Genomic DNA, 16,826 nt, shown 5'->3' with positions numbered 1-16,826 from the left:
GGGGTTTCAGGAGATCGCGCGCAGCCGGGGCCGCTCCGGGGCGAGCAGGCGGTCGAGGTGGGCGGCGGTGTCGTCGTCGGCGGGGAGCAGGACGAGGAGCTGCTGGGCGTCGTCGGTGAGGTCCAGGGTCTCGCGGTGGAGCCGGAGTTCGGGGCCGGACGGGTGGCGGAGGCGGAGCGGGCCCCGGCGGGGGACGAGGTGGTTGCCGATCCGGCGGGTGAACTCGGGGCCGGCGAGCGGGGCGAGTTCGGTGCTGAGCCATTCGGCGGACTCGACCGAGGGCCCGAGCCAGATGTCGAAGGCCTGTTCGTCGGCGATGTCGTCCCAGTCGGCGAACAGGGTGCGGGCGCGCGGGTCGGTGAAGACGTAGCGGGTGAGGTTCGGGGCCGGGGCGTCGAGCAGTCCGGCCGCGCCGAGGACGGCCGCGTAGCCGCTGGTGTGGGCGAGGACGTCGCCGAGGCGGTTGGTGACGGCGGCGATGCCCGGTTCGAGCAGGCGCAGGGTCTCGCGGACGGTGGGGCGCAGCTCGCGCGGGGCGGGGGCGGGTCTGGCGTGGCCGGTGCACGCGCCGCCGGTGATCTTGGTGAGGTAGCGGATGTGGTTGCGTTCGGCGGGGTCGAGACTGAGGGCGTCGGCGAGCGCGTTGACCACGGCGGTGGAGGGGTTGCGGTCGCGGCCCTGCTCCAGCCGGGTCAGGTACTCGACGCTGATTCCGGCCCGGACGGCCAGGTCGGAGCGGCGCAGGCCGGGCGAGCGGCGGCGGCCGTGGTCGGGCAGGCCCAGCGTCTCCGGCTGGATGCTGTCGCGCTTGGCGCGGATGAAGTCCCCCAGTGGTGTGCCCATGTGGCGAGCGTACGGTTGATCGTCGCGCGGAGGGTGGCCCTGCGGGGGCCAGCCTGGGCACGGCCTGGTTGCGGCCGCTCGGCGGGCGGAGAGTGGTCGCCATGGAGACGAACACGCACAAGCTGGTGATCATCCTCGGCAGCGTCCGGGAGGGCCGGTTCGGCCCGGTGGTGTCCTCGTGGGTGGCCGAGCAGGCCGCCTCCCACGGCGGCTTCGAGGTCGAGACGGTGGACCTCGCCGAGGTCGATCTGCCGCTCGAACTTCCCGCCGCCTCACCGAAGTTCGCGGGTGACGGTTATCCGCGTCCGGCCGGGATGGCGAAGCTGACCGAGGCTCTGGAGGGCGCCGACGCCTTCGTCGTCGTCACGCCGGAGTACAACCACAGCTACCCGGCCTCGCTGAAGGCCGCGATCGACTGGCACTTCACCCAGTGGACGGCCAAGCCGGTCGCCTTCGTCAGCTACGGCGGCGCGGCCGGCGGCCGGCACGCCGTGCTGCACCTGGAGAACGTGCTGACCGAGCTGCACGCGGTGACCATCCGGGACGGCCTGGCCTTCCCGAACTACTTCACCGCCTGGGCGGACGGCCGCCCGAACGACCCGCAGGCGCCCGGCTACGCCAAGGTCCTGCTCGACCAGCTGTCCTGGTGGGCGGGCGCGTTGAAGAACGCGCGGGCCGCCGCGCCGTACCCGGCATGACCGGAACGGAGAAGGGGCCGGAACGGGGAAGGAGGCGGAACGGGGAAAGGTAGCAAGGAAGGTGCCGGAGCGGGGAAGGAGCCTCAACCCGTCGTGCGCCGACGGTAGTAGTGCACGGTGAGCACGGCGAGCAGCGGTCCCCAGGCGGCCAGCGGAAGGTAGCCGGCCCAGAACACGACCGTCTGCCAGCCGTGCGTGATGATCCCGTCCTTGTCGCCCCGGATGGTCAGGCCGAGCGAGAACATCACCATCGCGTACGGGAAGACCATCAGCGCCGCCGAGCCCAGCCCGGCCGGGACCACGGCGGCGAGCACCGGGACCGGGCGGCCGCCGAGGACGGGGATCCAGCGCGGCCACACCTCGCCCCAGCGGGCGACCAGTCCGAAGCAGAGGAGCGCCAGTGCCTCGCTGACCACGCTGAGCGCGAGGATGTACGCCCAGCCGCCGTCGAACGAGGCCGGGTCCTGCTCCGGGGGCGTCGGGCCGTGGTCGAGCAGCGGCAGCCCGAGGATGAAGCCGCCGATCCGCCAGAGGCAGGAGGGCAGGACCGCCAGGGTGATCGCGTAGCCGGTCCGGACCGCCCAGCGGGGTACGCCCGGTGCCGGTGTGCCGTGCAGTCGTGCCGCGATCGTCCGTGCGCCCATGGTTCCGCCTCCGGCCCGGGCGGACGCCGTCCGTCCGCCACCGGCTCCGACCCTCCCGGAGTGCGCGGGCGGTGGCGTCCTCACCCGGGCTGAAACCGGGCGGGCCCGCTCCCCCGGGCGGGGGAGCGGGCGGTCGCCGCGGTGGGAGGCCACGGGGGCAGGAGGTCGCCGCGGTCAGGGGGCCACGGCGGTAGGAGGCCACCGCGGTGACGGGTCAGGGCAGCAGCAGCCCCCAGGACAGGGCCCAGGGCAGGAAGACCACCCCGGCCAGCAGCAGGGCGCCCAGCCGGACCCGGTCGGCCGCCGGGGCGGCGGCCAGGGCGGCCCGCTCCCGCCGGGCGCCGGCCGCGGCGACGGCGGCCGACCCGAGCGCGAACAGCGCGAGCAACTGGACGGCCAGCCAGACCACCGGGCGGCCGAACAGGACCGGGCCGGGGAACATCGCGGCGGTGACCGTCAGGAGGAGCAGGTACCCGAGGGCGCCCAGGAGGGCGGCCGTCCCGGTGAGGGCGGCCCGGCGGGCGGCCCGGGGCAGGACGGCGGGGCGCGGCCGGCGGCGCAGGCGGCGGGCGGCGCCGGTCAGCGCGTAGCCCGCGAAGCCGGTCAGGCACAGCAGGGTGGCGACGGCCTCGACCCAGGTGGACTCGTACCAGGGGAGCGGATCGAGCGCGCGGCTGCGGGTGTCCTGCTGCGGGGCCGGGTCGGCGGAGGCGGTGGGCAGGCCGGTGGCGAGCCGCTGGATCCAGGCGGACTCGGCCTCGGCGTAGTCCGCCGGGAGCCGGTCGGGCCGGTCGTAGCCGTCGTCCGCGGTGAGGTGCAGGTTGTGCCGGACGTCGGGGACGGTCCGCAGCGTGTAGTGGGTGTTGCCGCCGCGGTCGAGGGCCCGGCGGATGATCGTCGCGCTCTCCTCGGGGGCGGCCTCGCGGTCGAGGGTGCCCCACTCGGCCAGGACCGGCTGCCGGACCCGCTCCCACGCCGGCACCGGATCGTAGTCGGCCTGCGGGAAGAGTCCGGCGGCGGTGAGCTGCCGGACGGAGGTGTCCGAGAGCGCGTCGATCAGCGAGCCGTGGACGCCCGCGTGGCGCAGGTAGCCCCGGTAAGCCCAGGCCTGTTGGCGAGCGGGGGTGAGGCCGACCGCGCCGACGGCGACCAGGTACGTCGCCTCGGTGGAGCGGGTGGCGGCGAGCGAGGCCACCCAGGCGCCCTCGGACAGGCCCCACAGGCCGACCCGGTCCGGCGCGACCTCCGGCCGGGCGCGCAGCAGCCGGACGGCGGCCAGGGCGTCCTCGGCCAGCTGCCCGTAGTCCCGGTGGGTCATCGAGTAGCCGTCGGTGCGCTTGTCGAAGACCAGCGTGGTGACGCCGTGCCGGGCGTACGCCTCGGCAGCGGCCCGCAGTTCGGCCAGCGGGCCCGGCCCGGCCCCGGGGACCATGACCAGCCCGGGGCCGCGGGTGCCGGCCGTCGCGGCGGGGGCGGCCAGCAGCAGGCCGTGCAGGACGGTGCCGCCGGCGCCGGTGAAGTCGACCGGGCTGGCGACCGGATCGCCCGTCGCCGACGTGGCGTTCGCCGACGTGGTGTTCGCGGGCGTGGTGTTCGCGGGTGTGGCTCTCGCGGGTGTGGTGCTCCCTGCCGTGCCGCTCACGGCCGCGGCGCCCGCCGGTCCGCCGGTGAGGAGCAGCCCCGGCAGGGCCGCGAGCAAGGCGGTGAGCAGCAGCGCCGCTCCGGTGCGTGCTGGTCGGACGGGTCCGGTGCTCATCGCCGCTCTCCCCCGGTCGTTCTCCTCTTGTGGGTTCCAGCCTGGCGGGCGGCGGAGCCCGGGGCGATGGTGGTCGCACCCGGACCGGGGGTGGGGATGTCCCCCGGAAGCGACCCTGGAATCCCGGGCACCCCGGGCAGCCGGGGCGTCGCGGAGGGCTCAGCGGACCTCGTCGGGCCCGGTGAAGTCGGGCGGTGTGTACCCGGGGCCGGTGAAGTCGGGCGGGGTGAAGGCGGCCGGGCGGGTCGTGCGGCCCCGGGGGTCGGTCAGCCCCTCGGGGCCGGGGCTGGTGAACGCGGGCGAGGTGTAGCCGGGGCTGCTGAAGTCGGGGCCCTCGTAGCCCGGGTCGTCGTGGTCGGGGTCGTCGTGGTCGGGGTCGTCGTGGTCGGGCCGGGTCGCCGGGCCGGGCACCGGCGGCAGCGCGTCGAGCAGGTACGGGAGGATTCCGCGCTCGCGCAGCGCGCCGCGCCACTCGCGGTGGGCGTCGCCGAGTTCGGCGGCGAGCTCCGGGTCGGTGCCGGCCGGGGCGGTCGCGGCGCCTTCGCGCAGGGCGGTGAGCAGCAGCCCGATGACGCCGATGGCCATCGCGGCGACCCCGGCGGCGAGGGCCACCCACCCGGCCGTGACCAGGGAGCGGGCGAGGGCGGGGTTCGGACCGGAGGCGCGCAGCAGGTAGCCGATCAGCAGCAGGAACAGGGCGGCGGCCCAGGCCAGGATCGGGGTGAGCACGGTGAGGACGGGGAACAGTCCGGCGCCGCCGCCCCCGGAGCGCAGCTGGCTGAGCAGCCCGGGGGCGGCCGGTTCGCTGCCGGGCGGCGGCGGGGGCGTGCTGTGCAGGCTCTCGCGCAGCCGGGTGTAGTGGGTGTACTCGGTGGCGGCCGCGGCGTTGACGCGGTCGGCGTCGCGCAGGGCGCGGATGCGCAGCTGGTCGGTGGTGAGCGCGCCGGGTGCGCGCAGGGCGGTGAGGACGGTGCGGTCGCGCAGGGCTTCCGTGAGGAGGCGCTCGTACTCCGGGCGGTCCTCGGCGAGCAGTGGCGGGGGGTTGGACATGGGGACCCCGTTCGTGCGGACCCCGTTCGCTCCGCCCCGGGGGCGCGCGGCCCTCAGGACGCCGAAACGGGCGCGGAGGCGGGCCGCCGGACGGGCGGCCGGGTGTGGTGTGCCTCATGGTAGGGGCGGGCGCGCCCGGGCTGACAGTCGGTTTCCGGAATTTCGCGCCCCGGGACGCGCGCGTGCGACCGCCCGAGCGCCGGGAACAACTGTTCTACGGCGATGGTCGGTTGACGATCGGTCGGCAGCCGGAGGGCGATCCGGCCGGCGGCCTGCGAGCGCTCCGTGCGAGCGCTCCGTGCGAGCGCTCCGTGCGAGCGCTCCGTGCGAGCGCTCCGGCCGAGGGAGCGGCCGCGCGCCTCAGCCGATGGGCAGCCGGGCGACCAGCAGCCGCCCCTCCATGGTGACGCCGCCGTCCATCGCCACCGCGAGGTCGTCCGCGTACACGTACGGCCCGGGGATGTGCGGCGGCTGGCCGTCGTCGTTGTGCACCGCGCCGGTGAGGTACGGGATGGGGCTGTGCCCGTGCACGATCCGGCTGCCGCCGTAGGTGTCCAGCAGCTCGTGGACGGCCATCGGGCCGGCGTCGCCGCGGAAGGCGAACCGCTTGGTGAAGCGGCGGAAGCAGTCCCACCACTCGTCCACGCTGCCGTCGGCGAGCAGGCCGTGCACCGCGTCGTTGACGTCGGGGATGGACTCGCCGTACTCCAGGTACGCGGTGGTGTCGGAGTGCAGCAGCAGGTGGCCGTCCTCGACCGCCATGGCGGGCAGCCGGGAGAGCCAGCTGATGTGGTGCGCCTCCAGCCGGTCCAGGTCGCTCTGCTGGCCGCCGTTGAGCCGCCAGGCGGCGAGGAAGGAGGCGGTGCCGGCGGTGGACTGGACGGGCTCGTCGCCGTACTTGGCGGCGCCGAGGAAGAGCAGTTCGTGGTTGCCCATCAGGGCGCGGCAGTAGCCGCCGGCCGCGGCGGCCTCGGCGGCCAGCTGCATGACCAGGTCGATGACGCCGATGCCGTCGGGGCCGCGGTCGGTGAAGTCGCCGAGGAACCAGATCCGGGCGCGGCCGGCCGACCAGTGGCCGTCGGCGTCGATCAGGCCCTGGCCGTGCAGCGCGGCGCGCAGCTCCTCCAGGTAGCCGTGCACGTCGCCGACGACGTAGACCGGGCCGGGGGGCTCGCCGGGGCCGGGGGCCGGGTACGGGTAGGTGGGCGCGGCGGGGTCGGGCAGCGGCGGGCCGAGTTCGATGGTCGGCGGGTCGTCGCGGCCGTCGAGCCCGAGTGCGGGGGAGGGCTGGTCGGGCAGGGTGGGTTCGTAGCCGGCCTGGTCCCGGCCGTCGTAGCCGCCCGGCTCGCGCGCGTCGTAGCCGGTCCGGTCCTGGCCGTCGTAGCCGGCCTGCTCCCGGCTCTCGTAGCCGCCTTGCTCCCCGCCCGTGTAGCCCGTGCGCTCCTCGTACCCGGGGCCGTCCTCGTAGCCGCCCTGCCCCTGGTGTCCCTGGTGTCCCTGGTGCTCCTGCTGTCCCTGGTGTTCCTGCTGTCCCTGCTGCCCCTGGTGCGAGAAGGCCGGGGCCTGGTCCATGCCGATGCCCTGGGCGTGCACGGTGTGGCCCTGGCCGTCGGCGGGCCAGTGCTGCTCCAGGTAGCGGGCTCCGCCGTAGCCGCTGTAGGTCTCCCCGTCGTGGCCCTCCCCCTCGTAGGGTGCGGCGGGGTAGCCGGTGGCGGCGTCGGGTTCGTAATAGGTGCCGTACGGCAGCACGTCGAGGTCCGGCTGGTGGCGGGGGACCGAGTGGGGGTGCTCGGGCCCGGGGAAGCGGTCCTCGGGTGTCATTCGCCCATCATAGGAAGACCACTCTCCCGGCGTCGTCACCTGGTGGGTATCCAATCCTCCGGAGCGTCAGCCGGGCGGTCCCGCAAGGTCCGTTTTGTCCCGGCTCGGCATGGTCTCGTCAGCTGTGGCGGAGCCGCGCGGCCCGGCCTCGGGGCCGCTGCGGCGTGGTGGTCTATACCTCGCCCGGGGCCCGGGGCGGGCTGACGGTGGTGCGCGGACTCCGGCGCTGGGAGGACGCGCGGACGATCAGCTCGGTCGGCATCAGGGTGCCGGGCGGCGGCCCGGTGCCGGCGGTGCGGAACCGCGGCGGGAAGAGCCGGGCGATGTCGACGCCCGTCCCGGAGTCCACGCCCTCGATCGCGTCGATGAGCAGGTTGACCACCGTGGTGCCGATCTTGCGCGGTTTGAGCGAGAGCGTGGTGATCGGCGGCTCGGTGGTCGCGTAGACGTCGCTCTCGCTGCAGCAGACCAGCAGCAGGTCGTCCGGCACCCGCAGGCCGTAGCGGCGCGCGGCGGCCAGCAGGTCGGTGCCGTTGGGGTCGAACAGTCCGTAGACGGCGTCCGGCCGGTCGGGGCGGGCGAGCAGCCGGTCGGCGGCGACGGCGCCGGCGGCCGGGTCGTGCGCCGGGTAGGTCTCGTACACCGGCTCCTGCCCGACCTTGGCGCACCAGCCGAGGTAGGCCTCGGTGGAGAGCCGGGTGTAGGTGTCGGTGCTGGTGCCGGTGAGCAGGCCGATCCGGCGGGCGCCGGCCTCGGACAGGTGGTCGAGGATGCCGAGCACGGCGGCCTCGTGGTCGTTGTCGACCCAGGCGGTGACCGGGCAGTTGCCGGGCTTGCCGTCGCTGACCACCGGCACGCCGGACCGGTACAGCTCGCTCACCAGGGGGTCCTGGTCGGGCGGGTCGATCACCACGGTGCCGTCCAGGGCGATGTTGCCCCAGACGTCGTGGCGGGAGGAGGCGGGCAGCACCACCAGCGCGTAGCCGCGGCCCAGGGCGGCGCTGGTGGCGGCCCGGGCCATCTCGGCGAAGTACGCGAACTCGGTGAAGGTGAACGGCTCTTCACCGTAGGTCGTGACGGTCAGGCCGATCAGGCCGGACCGTCCCGTGCGCAGGGTGCGGGCGGCCGCGGAGGGGCGGTAGCCGAGGCGCTCGGCTACCTCGCGCACCCGGCTGCGGGTCTCGTCGGGCAGGCGGCCCTTTCCGTTCAGCGCATCGGAGACAGTGGTGATCGACACTCCGGCGGCTGCTGCCACATCCCGGATGCCGGCCCGCTCCAGACGCCGTGAGGTGGTGGGACGCCGACCGCTCTGGTTGGCTGCTGCTGTCATGGCGGACCGATCGTATGGCTCCTGACAAGGGTCTGTGACCGGCGCATCGGAAGCCCCCGGAGATACGTTTCTCCAAGAGTGAGCCGGGGTGCGCCCCTTCGATACCCGCCTGAAACCAGGCCTCTTACCTCTGACATGTGCCAAAGGAACCGGGCAGAATGGCTGATCTGCGCCTGTAACCCGACCGGGCATCTCACTCCTACGGGTGAGGGCGGTCGGTATCGTGCAAAGCACCCGACCGGGGAGTCCGGGCGCGTCACGAGGTCCGGGCACGGAGGCGACCCCGTCCGTGGCGGGCGAGCGCACCGGAGAGTTCCGCAACTGGAAACGGAGTACGACCGTGAGCAGTGGTACGTCAGCGCAGGGCCCGCGGCTGCGGCCGACCCTCGACGGCATCCCCACGTACAAGCCCGGCAAGCCGGCCGGCGCCGACGCCTACAAGCTGTCCTCGAACGAGAACCCCTACGAGCCGCTGCCCGGTGTCCTGGAGACCGCGGTCAAGGCGGCCGGTTCGCTCAACCGCTACCCCGACATGGGGGTCACCGAGCTGACCTCGGTGCTGGCCGAGCGCTTCGGGGTGCCCGCCGAGCACATCGCCACCGGCACCGGCTCGGTCGGCATCGCCCAGTCGCTGGTGCTCGCCACGGCCGGCCCGGGCGACGAGGTGGTCTTCGCCTGGCGCTCCTTCGAGGCGTACCCGATCGTCGCCACGGTCTCCGGGGCGACGCCCGTCCCGGTGCCGCTCAAGGCGAACGGCGACCACGACCTGGACGCGATGCTCGCCGCGGTCACTCCGAACACCCGGCTGATCTTCGTCTGCAACCCCAACAACCCCACCGGCAACGTGATCCACCGCGCCGAGCTGGAGCGCTTCCTGGACGCCGTCCCCGGCGACGTCCTGGTCGTGGTGGACGAGGCCTACATCGAGTTCATCCGCGACCCCGAGGTGCCCAACGGCATCGACCTCTACCGGGACCGCCCGAACGTGTGCGTCCTGCGCACCTTCTCCAAGGCGTACGGCCTGGCGGGCCTGCGGGTCGGCTTCGCCATCGCGCACGAGCCGGTGGCGGCCGCGCTGCGCAAGGTCGCCACCCCCTTCGGCGTGAGCCGGATCGCCCAGGACGCCGCCATCGCCTCGCTGCGCGCCGAGGAGGCGCTGCTGGAGCGGGTCGAGGCGCTGGTCGAGGAGCGCACCCGGGTGGTGGCCGGACTGCGCGCCCAGGGCTGGGAGATCCCGGACTCGCAGGCCAACTTCGTCTGGCTCTGGCTCGGCGAGCGTTCGCCGGAGTTCGCCGCCGCGTGCGCCGAGGCCGGCGTGATCGTGCGGCCGTTCCCGGAGGGCGTGCGGGTGTCGATCGGCGAGGCCGAGGGCAACTCGATCTTCCTGTCGGTGGCGGAGGCCTTCCGCAAGTCGCTCTGACGTCCTGTCGGTGATCGCAGGGGCGTGCCGGTTCTCCGGTGCGCCCCTGCGGCGTTCCGCGCCCTTGGGGTGCCCCGTCCCCCGGGGGTGCCCCGTCCCCCCGGGGTGCCCCGTGCCCTCGGCGTGTCCCGGGCCGTGCGGCGTTCCGCGTCGGTGGCCGCGTTCCGCACGGCTGCCGCAGGCCCGGCCCGACTCCGTGAGAACGCCCTCAGAACGTCCTGCCGGATGCCTGGAGGTCGCTGGGAGCCCGCTGGGAGTTCCGCCAACGGCCGCCCACGGGGCGGCCAAGGCGCCCGCACGGGAGGGACGCTCTGTCCGCAATGCCCGGATCCGGCCGGTCAGGCTTCTCCCAGTCGGCGTCCAGGACGCCGCAAGAGGGCCCCGGGAAGCTGTCCCGCATGAAGGTGCTCCCACGGCGGCGAGGCGCCGTCCTCGTCAATTCCGCGCTCGGCGTGGCCCTGCTGGGCGGTGCCGCCCTGGTGTACGCCACGGTCAGCGGCAGTTCCGGCCCGGCTTCCGCGAAGCCCGTGGCCCGCACCGCGACGGTGTCCAAGGGCACCGTCCTGGCCACCGTGTCCGGATCCGGCACCCTGGTCTCACCGACCGACGCGGCCCAGGACTTCACCACCGGTGGCAGGCTCACCGCGGTCGAGGTCGCGGTCGGGGACGCCGTGAAGAAGGGCCAGGTGCTCGCCACCGTCGACACCACGGCGGCCCAGCAGCAGGTGGACGCGGCCCGGTCCGCGCTCACCACGGCCCAGGCCAACCTCACCAAGGCCCAGGCCGGGGTCACCACCACGACCACCGAGCAACTGCCGGGCGCCACCTCCGCCGCCTCTCCGGGCGCCGGGGCCGGCAGCGGTGGCCACGGGGCGGGCGGGAGCAGTACGCCCGCCCCGCAGACCACCACCATCACCACCACCAAGGTCGACGACGCGGCCGTGGCCCAGGCCCAGCAGCAGGTCGCCACCGCGCAGACCAACCTCGCCAACGCCCAGGCGGCGCTGACCGGCACCACCCTGACCGCCTCGGTGGACGGCACGGTCGCCTCGGTCTCCGGCAAGGTCGGCGACACCGTCGGGGCCACCGGCTCCGGCTCCTCGTCCTCCTCCACCAAGTCCACGGGCGGCGGCGCGAGTTCGACGTCCGCTCCGAGCGGCTTCATCGTGCTCACCAACCCGGCCGGGATGCAGGTCACCGCGAACTTCTCCGAGCTCGACTCGCTCAAGCTGAAGAAGGGCGAGGCGGCCACCGTCACCCTGAACGCCCAGTCCGACACCAAGCTCAACGCGACCGTCCTGTCGGTCAGTTCGCTGCCCACCGGCAGCGGCTCCGGCGGCGCGGCCGGCTCCGCGGCCGTCCAGTACGCGGCCACGCTCCAGATCACCGGCGACACCAGCACGCTGCGCACCGGCCTGAGCGCCACCGTCCAGGTGATCACCGGCGAGGCCGACAACGCGCTCTCGCTGCCCACCTCCGCCCTGTCCGGCACCGGAACGTCGCGCACCGCGACCCTGGTGCAGCCGGACGGCGCCTCCGAGCGGGTCACCGTCGGCGTCGGGGTCGAGGGCGACAGCACCGTGCAGGTGGTCTCCGGGCTGAAGGAGGGCGACAAGGTCGAACTCCCCACCACCAGCGGCGGCAACGGCTTCCCGAACGCCTCCTTCCCGGGCCTCGGCGGCAACCGGGGCGGGGCCGGCGGAGCCGCGGGCGGCGGGGTCTTCCCGGGCGGTGGCTCCGGCGGCGGTGGCGCCGGCGGCGGGGCCGGTCGCGGCGGCAAGGGCTGAGACCGATCATGCGTCACGTCATCGACAAGCGCGTCCCCGCGCATCCCGTCCCGGTGATCCGGATCCGCCGGCTCACCAAGGCGTACGGGCACGGCGACGCCACCGTGCACGCGCTGCGCGGCCCCGCCGACCCGCAGACCGGCGAGCCGCAGGGCGTCGACCTGGACATCGAGCAGGGCGACTTCGTCGCCGTGATGGGCAGCTCCGGCTCCGGCAAGTCCACCCTGATGAACATCCTCGGCTGCCTGGACGTCCCGACCGCCGGCCGCTACCTGCTGGACGGCACCGACGTCGGACACCTCGACGAGCAGCAGCTCGCACTGGTGCGCAACCGCAAGATCGGCTTCGTCTTCCAGTCCTTCAACCTGGTGCCCCGCACCACCGCCCTCGCCCAGGTCGAGCTGCCGCTCGCCTACGCGGGCGTCCGCACCGCCGAACGGCGCCGCCGGGCGATGGCCGCGCTGTCGCTGGTCGGGCTCGCCGAGCGGGCCGGGCACAAGCCCAACGAGCTCTCCGGCGGCCAGCAGCAGCGCGTCGCGGTGGCGCGGGCGCTGGTGACGGCGCCCGCGATGCTGCTCGCCGACGAGCCGACCGGCAACCTCGACAGCCGCTCGACGGAGGAGGTGCTCGCCCTGATCGACGGGCTCAACGCCACCGGCCGCACGGTCGTGTTGATCACCCACGAGGACGAGGTCGCCCGGCACGCCAAGCGGGTGCTGCGGCTGGTCGACGGGCAGATCGTGAGCGACCTGAGGCAGGCGCCCGTGGAGGGGCCGCCGCCCTTCCTGGACGCGGCGTTCGCGCAGGCCGCGGTCGCGGAGGTGTCGGCGTGATCCTCTGGCAGACGCTCCGCTTCGCGGTCGGCGGCCTGGCCGCCAACAAGGTGCGCTCGGCGCTCACCATGCTCGGGGTGCTGATCGGCGTGGCCTCGGTGATCCTGCTGCTGGCGGTCGGCAACGGCTCGTCCGTGGCGGTCAAGGACTCGATCACCTCGCTCGGCACCAACTCGCTGACGGTCAGCTCCGGTTCGGCGAACGGCGGCTCCCGGGCCACCTCCGCGGTCAAGAAGCTCACGGTCGCCGACGCCAGGGCGCTGGCGAGCGACGGCGACTCGGGCGCCATCAAGTCGGTCGCCCCGGTGGTCACCACCAGCGGGACGGCGCTGTACGGGAACATCTCGTACAGCCCCGGCTCGATCGTCGGCACCTACCCGTCGTACTTCGAGACCGCCAACCAGAAGGTCGCCCACGGCGAGTACTTCACCGACGACGACGTGCTCGCCTCGCGCAAGGTCGCGGTGCTCGGCGCGACGACCGCCAAGCAGCTGTTCGACACCGAGAACCCGGTCGGCAGGTCCGTCGTCCTCGGCGGCACGCCGTTCACCGTGGTCGGCGTGCTCCAGGCCAAGGGCGGCAGCGGCTTCACCGACCCGGACGACGTGGTCGTCGCCCCGCTCCCGACGGTGCAGAACGCCTTCACCGGCTTCGGCCCGGTCAACCAGATCCTGGTGCAAGCCTCGAACGCCGACAGCACCACGGCGGCCCAGTCCGAGATCACCCGGGTACTGCTCGGCACGCACGCCATCGCCGACCCCGCCAAGGCGGACTTCCGGATCACCAGCCAGGCCTCGCTGCTCACGGCGCGGGAGAGCACCACCAAGACCTTCACCGTGCTGCTCGGCGCGGTGGCGGCGATCTCGCTGCTGGTCGGCGGGATCGGCATCACCAACATCATGCTGGTGACGGTCACCGAGCGGACGCGCGAGATCGGCATCCGCAAGGCGCTCGGCGCGCCGCGCGCGGTCATCCTCGGGCAGTTCCTCACCGAGTCGACGCTGCTGTCGGTGATCGGCGCGGGGTTGGGCGTGGCGGCCGGGATCGCCGGCTCGCACTTCAGCATCGTCGGCATCAAGCCGGTGGTGATCCCCGAATCGGTGCTCGGCGCGTTCGCCATCGCCGTCGCCATCGGGCTGTTCTTCGGCAGCTACCCCGCCAACCGGGCCGCGTCGCTGCGGCCGATCGACGCCCTCCGGCACGAGTAGGACTCCACTGTCATGAGCAAAGAGATCGCCACGGTCAGCCCGGACACCGGCACTCCCGCCGAGCAGCTCGCCCTGCTCGCCACCCCGCCGGACGCCCGCGACGTGAGCGCCGAACTGGCCGCGCCGCCCCGGCGGAAGCTGCCCTGGCTCAGCCTGCTGCTGGCGGGCGGCGTGATCGCCACCGGGGCCTTCGCGGGCGGGGTCTGGTACCAGCAGAACAACGGGACTCCGGGCGGCGGGAAGTCCTCCGCCCGGCCGGCCGCCGCCGCGGCGGCTCCGGGAGGCGGCTCCGGGCAGGGGCAGAACGGCTCCCGGCGTGGCGGGCAGGGGCAGGGCGCCGGGCAGGGGGCGGGCCAAGGGGCAGGCCAGGGCGGTCAGGGCAAGGGCGGGCAGGCCGGCTTCGCCCGGGGCACGGTCAAGGCCGTCGACGGCAACACGGTGTACCTGACCGACACCAACGGCAACACCATCAAGGTCACCACCGGCGACGCGACGAAGGTCCAGCTCAACAAGGAGGGCAAGGTCGGAGACCTGCAGCCCGGCCAGAGCGTGACCGTCGTCGGCACCCCCGACGCCAACGGTGGCTACACGGCCAGCCAGCTCGTCGAAGGCGCCGCCGGAGCGGGCGGCTTCGGCGGTAGCGGTAGCGGTGGTGGCGGTGGCGGCTTCGGCGGTGGTGCCGGGGCCGGTGGCGGTGCTCCCAGGAACCCGTCCGGCGGCTGACCCGGAGCCGACGGACGACCGCGAGGCCCTCGCCCCTTCGGTGGGCGGGGGCCTTCGCATGTGCTCAGCGCGGTTCGAGGCGCCTCACCGGTTCCACACCGATTCCCGGTCCAGGTCCCGGAGCAGGTGGAGGAGGTTGAGGAGAGTGCTGACGGGCGCGTTGCCGAAGTCCACCAGGAGACGCCCGTCGAGGATGGTCTCGCCGGCCGAGGCCGAACCCCAGAGCAGCCCGTACGGGAGACCGCGCCGGTGCAACTCCCCGAGCAGCACGGTGATGTGTGCGGCGGTGAAGTCCCGCATCCGGGGGTCGTCCGGCGCGACCGGTTCGCGGGTCACGCGACGGAGTCCAGCTCGTACCAGACCGTCTTGCCGCGCTTCTGGGGGTCGACGCCCCAGCGGTGGGTGAGCCCGGACACGAGCCGGAGGCTCCGGCCGGTCTCGGCGAGGAGGGGGAGGTCCTTCCCGTGGGGGAGGGTGGTGCTCTCGTCCGCGACGCAGACCCGGAGGGTGCGGTCGTCAAGGGAGAAGTAGACGACGGGCGAGGCGGTGTGAGCGTGCCGCCACGCGTTGACGATGAGTTCGCCGAGGGCGAGTTCGGCGTTGAAGATGGTCTCGGTGTCCCAGGCGGCGCGGGTCAGGACGTCCCGCAGGGCCTGCCGGGTGAGGGTGAGGGAGGGGGTGTTCAGGGTGCACACAGGAACCTCCGAGAGGCATGAGTGTGGAGGGGGAAGCCGTGAGCCAGGCCAGGGGGTGGTTGCTCTTCGGCGGGCGGGCAGCAGGCGCCTACTGCGCTGAACCAAAGCGTGTCTGACGATCCATCGGATCGTTCTGAGGATGACGATAGCGCGCATCGCCACAGATTTGTGGCGATCCGCGAGAAGTTCCCCCGAACGGGGCTGGCAGACTGGTCCCATGGCCCTTCGATCGAACCCAACACTCCGCCAGTTGAGGTTGGGTGCCGAACTTCGCAGGATGCGGGAACAGGCCGGCCTCGGCGGCAGCCAACTCGCCCGCGCACTGGGCATCAATCCCGCCCACGTGACCCAGATGGAGAGCGGCAGGACCGGTATCAGCGTCGAACGCCTGCGCACGATCGCCGCGTTGTGCATGTGCGTCAACGAGCCCTTGATCGACGCGCTGGCGGACATCATCACGGACCGGGACAAGGGCGGTTGGTGGGAGGAGTACCGCGGAAACCTCTCGCCCGACTTTCTTGAGGTTGCAGAGATCGAGGGGCGGGCGAGAGGGCTCTCTACCTACACGATGGCCTTCATCCCGGGCTTGCTCCAGACCAACGCCTATGCATCGGCCGTCTTCGCGCGAAACTTCCCGCCTCTCCCGTGCCACGAGGTCGATCTGCGGACATCCTTTCGGATGCAGCGGCAGAGGGTCGTTCGATCCGGCGAAACGCCGTACTTGGCATACATCCATGAGGCAGCGCTGCGTATGCAGTTCAGTGGACCAAAGGTTCAAGCCGAGCAGCTCGGAAGTCTCATCGAGGCTTCCGAGCTGCCGACCATCTCTGTTCGAGTTGTGCTGTTCGAGGTCGACACGCTGCCGCTCACGCACGAGAACTTCACCTATGCCGAAGGGCCGATTCCTGAGCTCGACACAGCGCAGATGGACTCGGGGCTCGGCAACGTGCTCTTTGACGCGCCAGCCCACATGACCCGGTTCCGCACCCTGCTCGCTCGGATCGACTCGGCGGCCCTCTCGGAAGGTGAATCCCGGGAGTTCATTCGATCCATCAAGAAGGATATGGAAAGCAAGTATGCCTAACTCTCCGTGGCAGAAGTCCAGTTACTCTGGCGCGAACTCCGAATGCGTAGAGGTGCGGGCCATCGCTGGTGTGATCGAACTCCGCGAGTCCGACGAGGGCGACGTCATCGTCCGCACCACTGCCCCCAACTTCGCGGCCCTCCTCCAGGGCGCGAAGGCGGGCGAGTTCGACTGCCTGGCCACCTCCCGCGCCTAGCGAACCGTTCCGGCGGCCCCTTGCTCCTCCGCAAGGGGCCGCCGGAAAATCGATGGCCGGTTCGGCGGCACCCGATGAAGATCGCTGGATGCATCCCTTCCTGCAGACCGAGCGTCTCCTCCTGCGGCCGTTCACCGACACCGACGTCGACGACCTCTTCGCGCTGGACAACGACCCCGAGGTCATGCGCTTCATCAACGGCGGCAAGCCGGCGGACCGCGAGGCGATCCGCACGCGGACCCTGCCCCGCCTCCTCCACGTCCACCCGTGTTCGGGCACCCGGGGCTTCTGGGCGGCCCAGGAGAAGACCACCGGCACGTTTCTGGGCTGGTTCGAGCTCCGTCCGCTCGACGACCACGATCCGGCCGTGGTCGAACTCGGCTACCGACTGAACCGGTCGGCCTGGGGCAGAGGTTGTGCCACGGAGGGTTCGCTGGCCCTGATCGACAAGGGGTTCGCCGACCTCGGGGTGGAGCGGGTCACCGCGAACACCATGGCGGTGAACACGGGGTCCCGGCGGGTGATGGAGAAGTCGGGACTGTCGTTCCTCCGCAGCTATTTCGGGGACTGGCCGGAGTCGATCCCGGGGTCCGAGCACGGCGAAGTCGAGTACGAGCTCCTCAAGGAGACCTGGGAAGCGGGGGGGGGGGGGAGGGGCGAACCCCCCCCCCCGCCGTACGCGTGCTTTTTCGTGGTGCCTGTCGTCCCCCGGAAGAGCTCCCACCAGATCGAAACGGG

General features: G+C 73.2%; 16 protein-coding genes and 1 pseudogene. 9 read left to right on the top strand and 8 right to left on the bottom strand.

Going from position 1 to position 16,826, the window contains the following annotated elements:
* Positions 1–6: 6 nt before the first annotated feature.
* Positions 7–843, bottom strand: a complete 837-nt coding sequence (locus ACFVGO_RS25095) for a helix-turn-helix transcriptional regulator (RefSeq protein WP_359905148.1) — start codon at positions 841–843, stop codon at positions 7–9.
* Positions 844–944: 101 nt separating this feature from the next.
* On the opposite strand from ACFVGO_RS25095, the gene ACFVGO_RS25090 reads away from it, so the two are divergent.
* Complete coding sequence (locus ACFVGO_RS25090; RefSeq protein ID WP_359905145.1) at positions 945–1,541, top strand: NAD(P)H-dependent oxidoreductase; 597 nt, start codon at positions 945–947, stop codon at positions 1,539–1,541.
* A gap of 83 nt (positions 1,542–1,624) precedes the next feature.
* Here ACFVGO_RS25090 and ACFVGO_RS25085 read toward each other — a convergent pair whose 3' ends face one another.
* The 5 genes from ACFVGO_RS25085 to ACFVGO_RS25065 form a co-directional block, all read right to left on the bottom strand.
* Positions 1,625–2,185, bottom strand: a complete 561-nt coding sequence (locus tag ACFVGO_RS25085) for a hypothetical protein (protein WP_380634139.1) — start codon at positions 2,183–2,185, stop codon at positions 1,625–1,627.
* 214 nt (positions 2,186–2,399) lie between these two features.
* The gene (locus ACFVGO_RS25080) at positions 2,400–3,941 is read right to left on the bottom strand and encodes an alpha/beta hydrolase family protein (protein WP_380634136.1); all 1,542 of its coding nucleotides are present in this window, start codon (positions 3,939–3,941) and stop codon (positions 2,400–2,402) included.
* A 159-nt stretch (positions 3,942–4,100) separates the two neighbouring features.
* Positions 4,101–4,991, bottom strand: coding sequence for a hypothetical protein (locus ACFVGO_RS25075; protein ID WP_380634134.1), 891 nt, complete (start codon positions 4,989–4,991; stop codon positions 4,101–4,103).
* Positions 4,992–5,351: 360 nt separating this feature from the next.
* Positions 5,352–6,812: a metallophosphoesterase gene (locus ACFVGO_RS25070; RefSeq protein ID WP_380634131.1), complete on the bottom strand. Its 1,461-nt coding sequence runs from the start codon at positions 6,810–6,812 to the stop codon at positions 5,352–5,354.
* 172 nt (positions 6,813–6,984) lie between these two features.
* On the bottom strand, positions 6,985–8,142 hold the full coding sequence (locus ACFVGO_RS25065; RefSeq protein ID WP_359905133.1) for a LacI family DNA-binding transcriptional regulator: 1,158 nt from the start codon (positions 8,140–8,142) through the stop codon (positions 6,985–6,987).
* Positions 8,143–8,482: 340 nt separating this feature from the next.
* On the opposite strand from ACFVGO_RS25065, the gene hisC reads away from it, so the two are divergent.
* The 5 genes from hisC (at position 8,483) to ACFVGO_RS25040 (ending at position 14,113) form a co-directional block, all read left to right on the top strand.
* Positions 8,483–9,562 (top strand): histidinol-phosphate transaminase, encoded by a 1,080-nt coding sequence (gene hisC, locus ACFVGO_RS25060; RefSeq protein WP_359905131.1) that lies wholly within the window; start codon positions 8,483–8,485, stop codon positions 9,560–9,562.
* Between the two features lie 398 nt (positions 9,563–9,960).
* Positions 9,961–11,349 (top strand): efflux RND transporter periplasmic adaptor subunit, encoded by a 1,389-nt coding sequence (locus ACFVGO_RS25055; RefSeq protein ID WP_380634127.1) that lies wholly within the window; start codon positions 9,961–9,963, stop codon positions 11,347–11,349.
* An 8-nt stretch (positions 11,350–11,357) separates the two neighbouring features.
* The gene (locus ACFVGO_RS25050; protein WP_359905125.1) at positions 11,358–12,182 is read left to right on the top strand and encodes an ABC transporter ATP-binding protein; all 825 of its coding nucleotides are present in this window, start codon (positions 11,358–11,360) and stop codon (positions 12,180–12,182) included.
* The gene (locus ACFVGO_RS25045) at positions 12,179–13,390 is read left to right on the top strand and encodes an ABC transporter permease (RefSeq protein WP_380353914.1); all 1,212 of its coding nucleotides are present in this window, start codon (positions 12,179–12,181) and stop codon (positions 13,388–13,390) included. The genes ACFVGO_RS25050 and ACFVGO_RS25045 overlap by 4 nt, the downstream gene beginning before the upstream one ends.
* A 12-nt stretch (positions 13,391–13,402) precedes the next feature.
* Entirely contained in the window at positions 13,403–14,113 is a 711-nt protein-coding gene (locus tag ACFVGO_RS25040) for a DUF5666 domain-containing protein (protein WP_380353911.1), read from the top strand.
* 84 nt (positions 14,114–14,197) lie between these two features.
* On the opposite strand, the gene ACFVGO_RS25035 is transcribed toward ACFVGO_RS25040, so the two are convergent.
* Both ACFVGO_RS25035 and ACFVGO_RS25030 read right to left on the bottom strand, forming a co-directional pair.
* Entirely contained in the window at positions 14,198–14,449 is a 252-nt protein-coding gene (locus tag ACFVGO_RS25035; protein ID WP_380353909.1) for a hypothetical protein, read from the bottom strand.
* Positions 14,446–14,808 carry an ATP-binding protein gene (locus ACFVGO_RS25030; RefSeq protein WP_380353907.1) on the bottom strand — a complete coding sequence of 121 codons (363 nt, stop codon included), beginning with the start codon at positions 14,806–14,808 and terminating at the stop codon, positions 14,446–14,448. The genes ACFVGO_RS25035 and ACFVGO_RS25030 overlap by 4 nt, the downstream gene beginning before the upstream one ends.
* 217 nt (positions 14,809–15,025) lie before the next feature.
* On the opposite strand from ACFVGO_RS25030, the gene ACFVGO_RS25025 reads away from it, so the two are divergent.
* From ACFVGO_RS25025 to ACFVGO_RS25015, 3 genes and pseudogenes are all read left to right on the top strand, one after another.
* A complete protein-coding gene (locus ACFVGO_RS25025; protein WP_380353905.1) occupies positions 15,026–15,892 on the top strand; it encodes a helix-turn-helix domain-containing protein in 867 nt (288 codons plus the stop codon).
* A complete protein-coding gene (locus ACFVGO_RS25020) occupies positions 15,885–16,088 on the top strand; it encodes a DUF397 domain-containing protein (protein ID WP_380634121.1) in 204 nt (67 codons plus the stop codon). Before ACFVGO_RS25025 ends, ACFVGO_RS25020 begins: the two co-directional genes overlap by 8 nt.
* A gap of 88 nt (positions 16,089–16,176) precedes the next feature.
* Positions 16,177–16,725: pseudogene (locus ACFVGO_RS25015) on the top strand (GNAT family N-acetyltransferase); the annotation flags it as partial.
* Between the last annotated feature and the right edge of the window lie 101 nt (positions 16,726–16,826).

The sequence above is a fragment of the Kitasatospora sp. NPDC057738 genome (genome assembly GCF_042798815.1).
Taxonomy (GTDB): Bacteria; Actinomycetota; Actinomycetes; order Streptomycetales; family Streptomycetaceae; genus Kitasatospora; species Kitasatospora lactacystinica.
The sequence above is the reverse complement of the archived record's forward strand: the minus strand, read 5'-3'. Positions and strand labels throughout refer to the sequence as shown.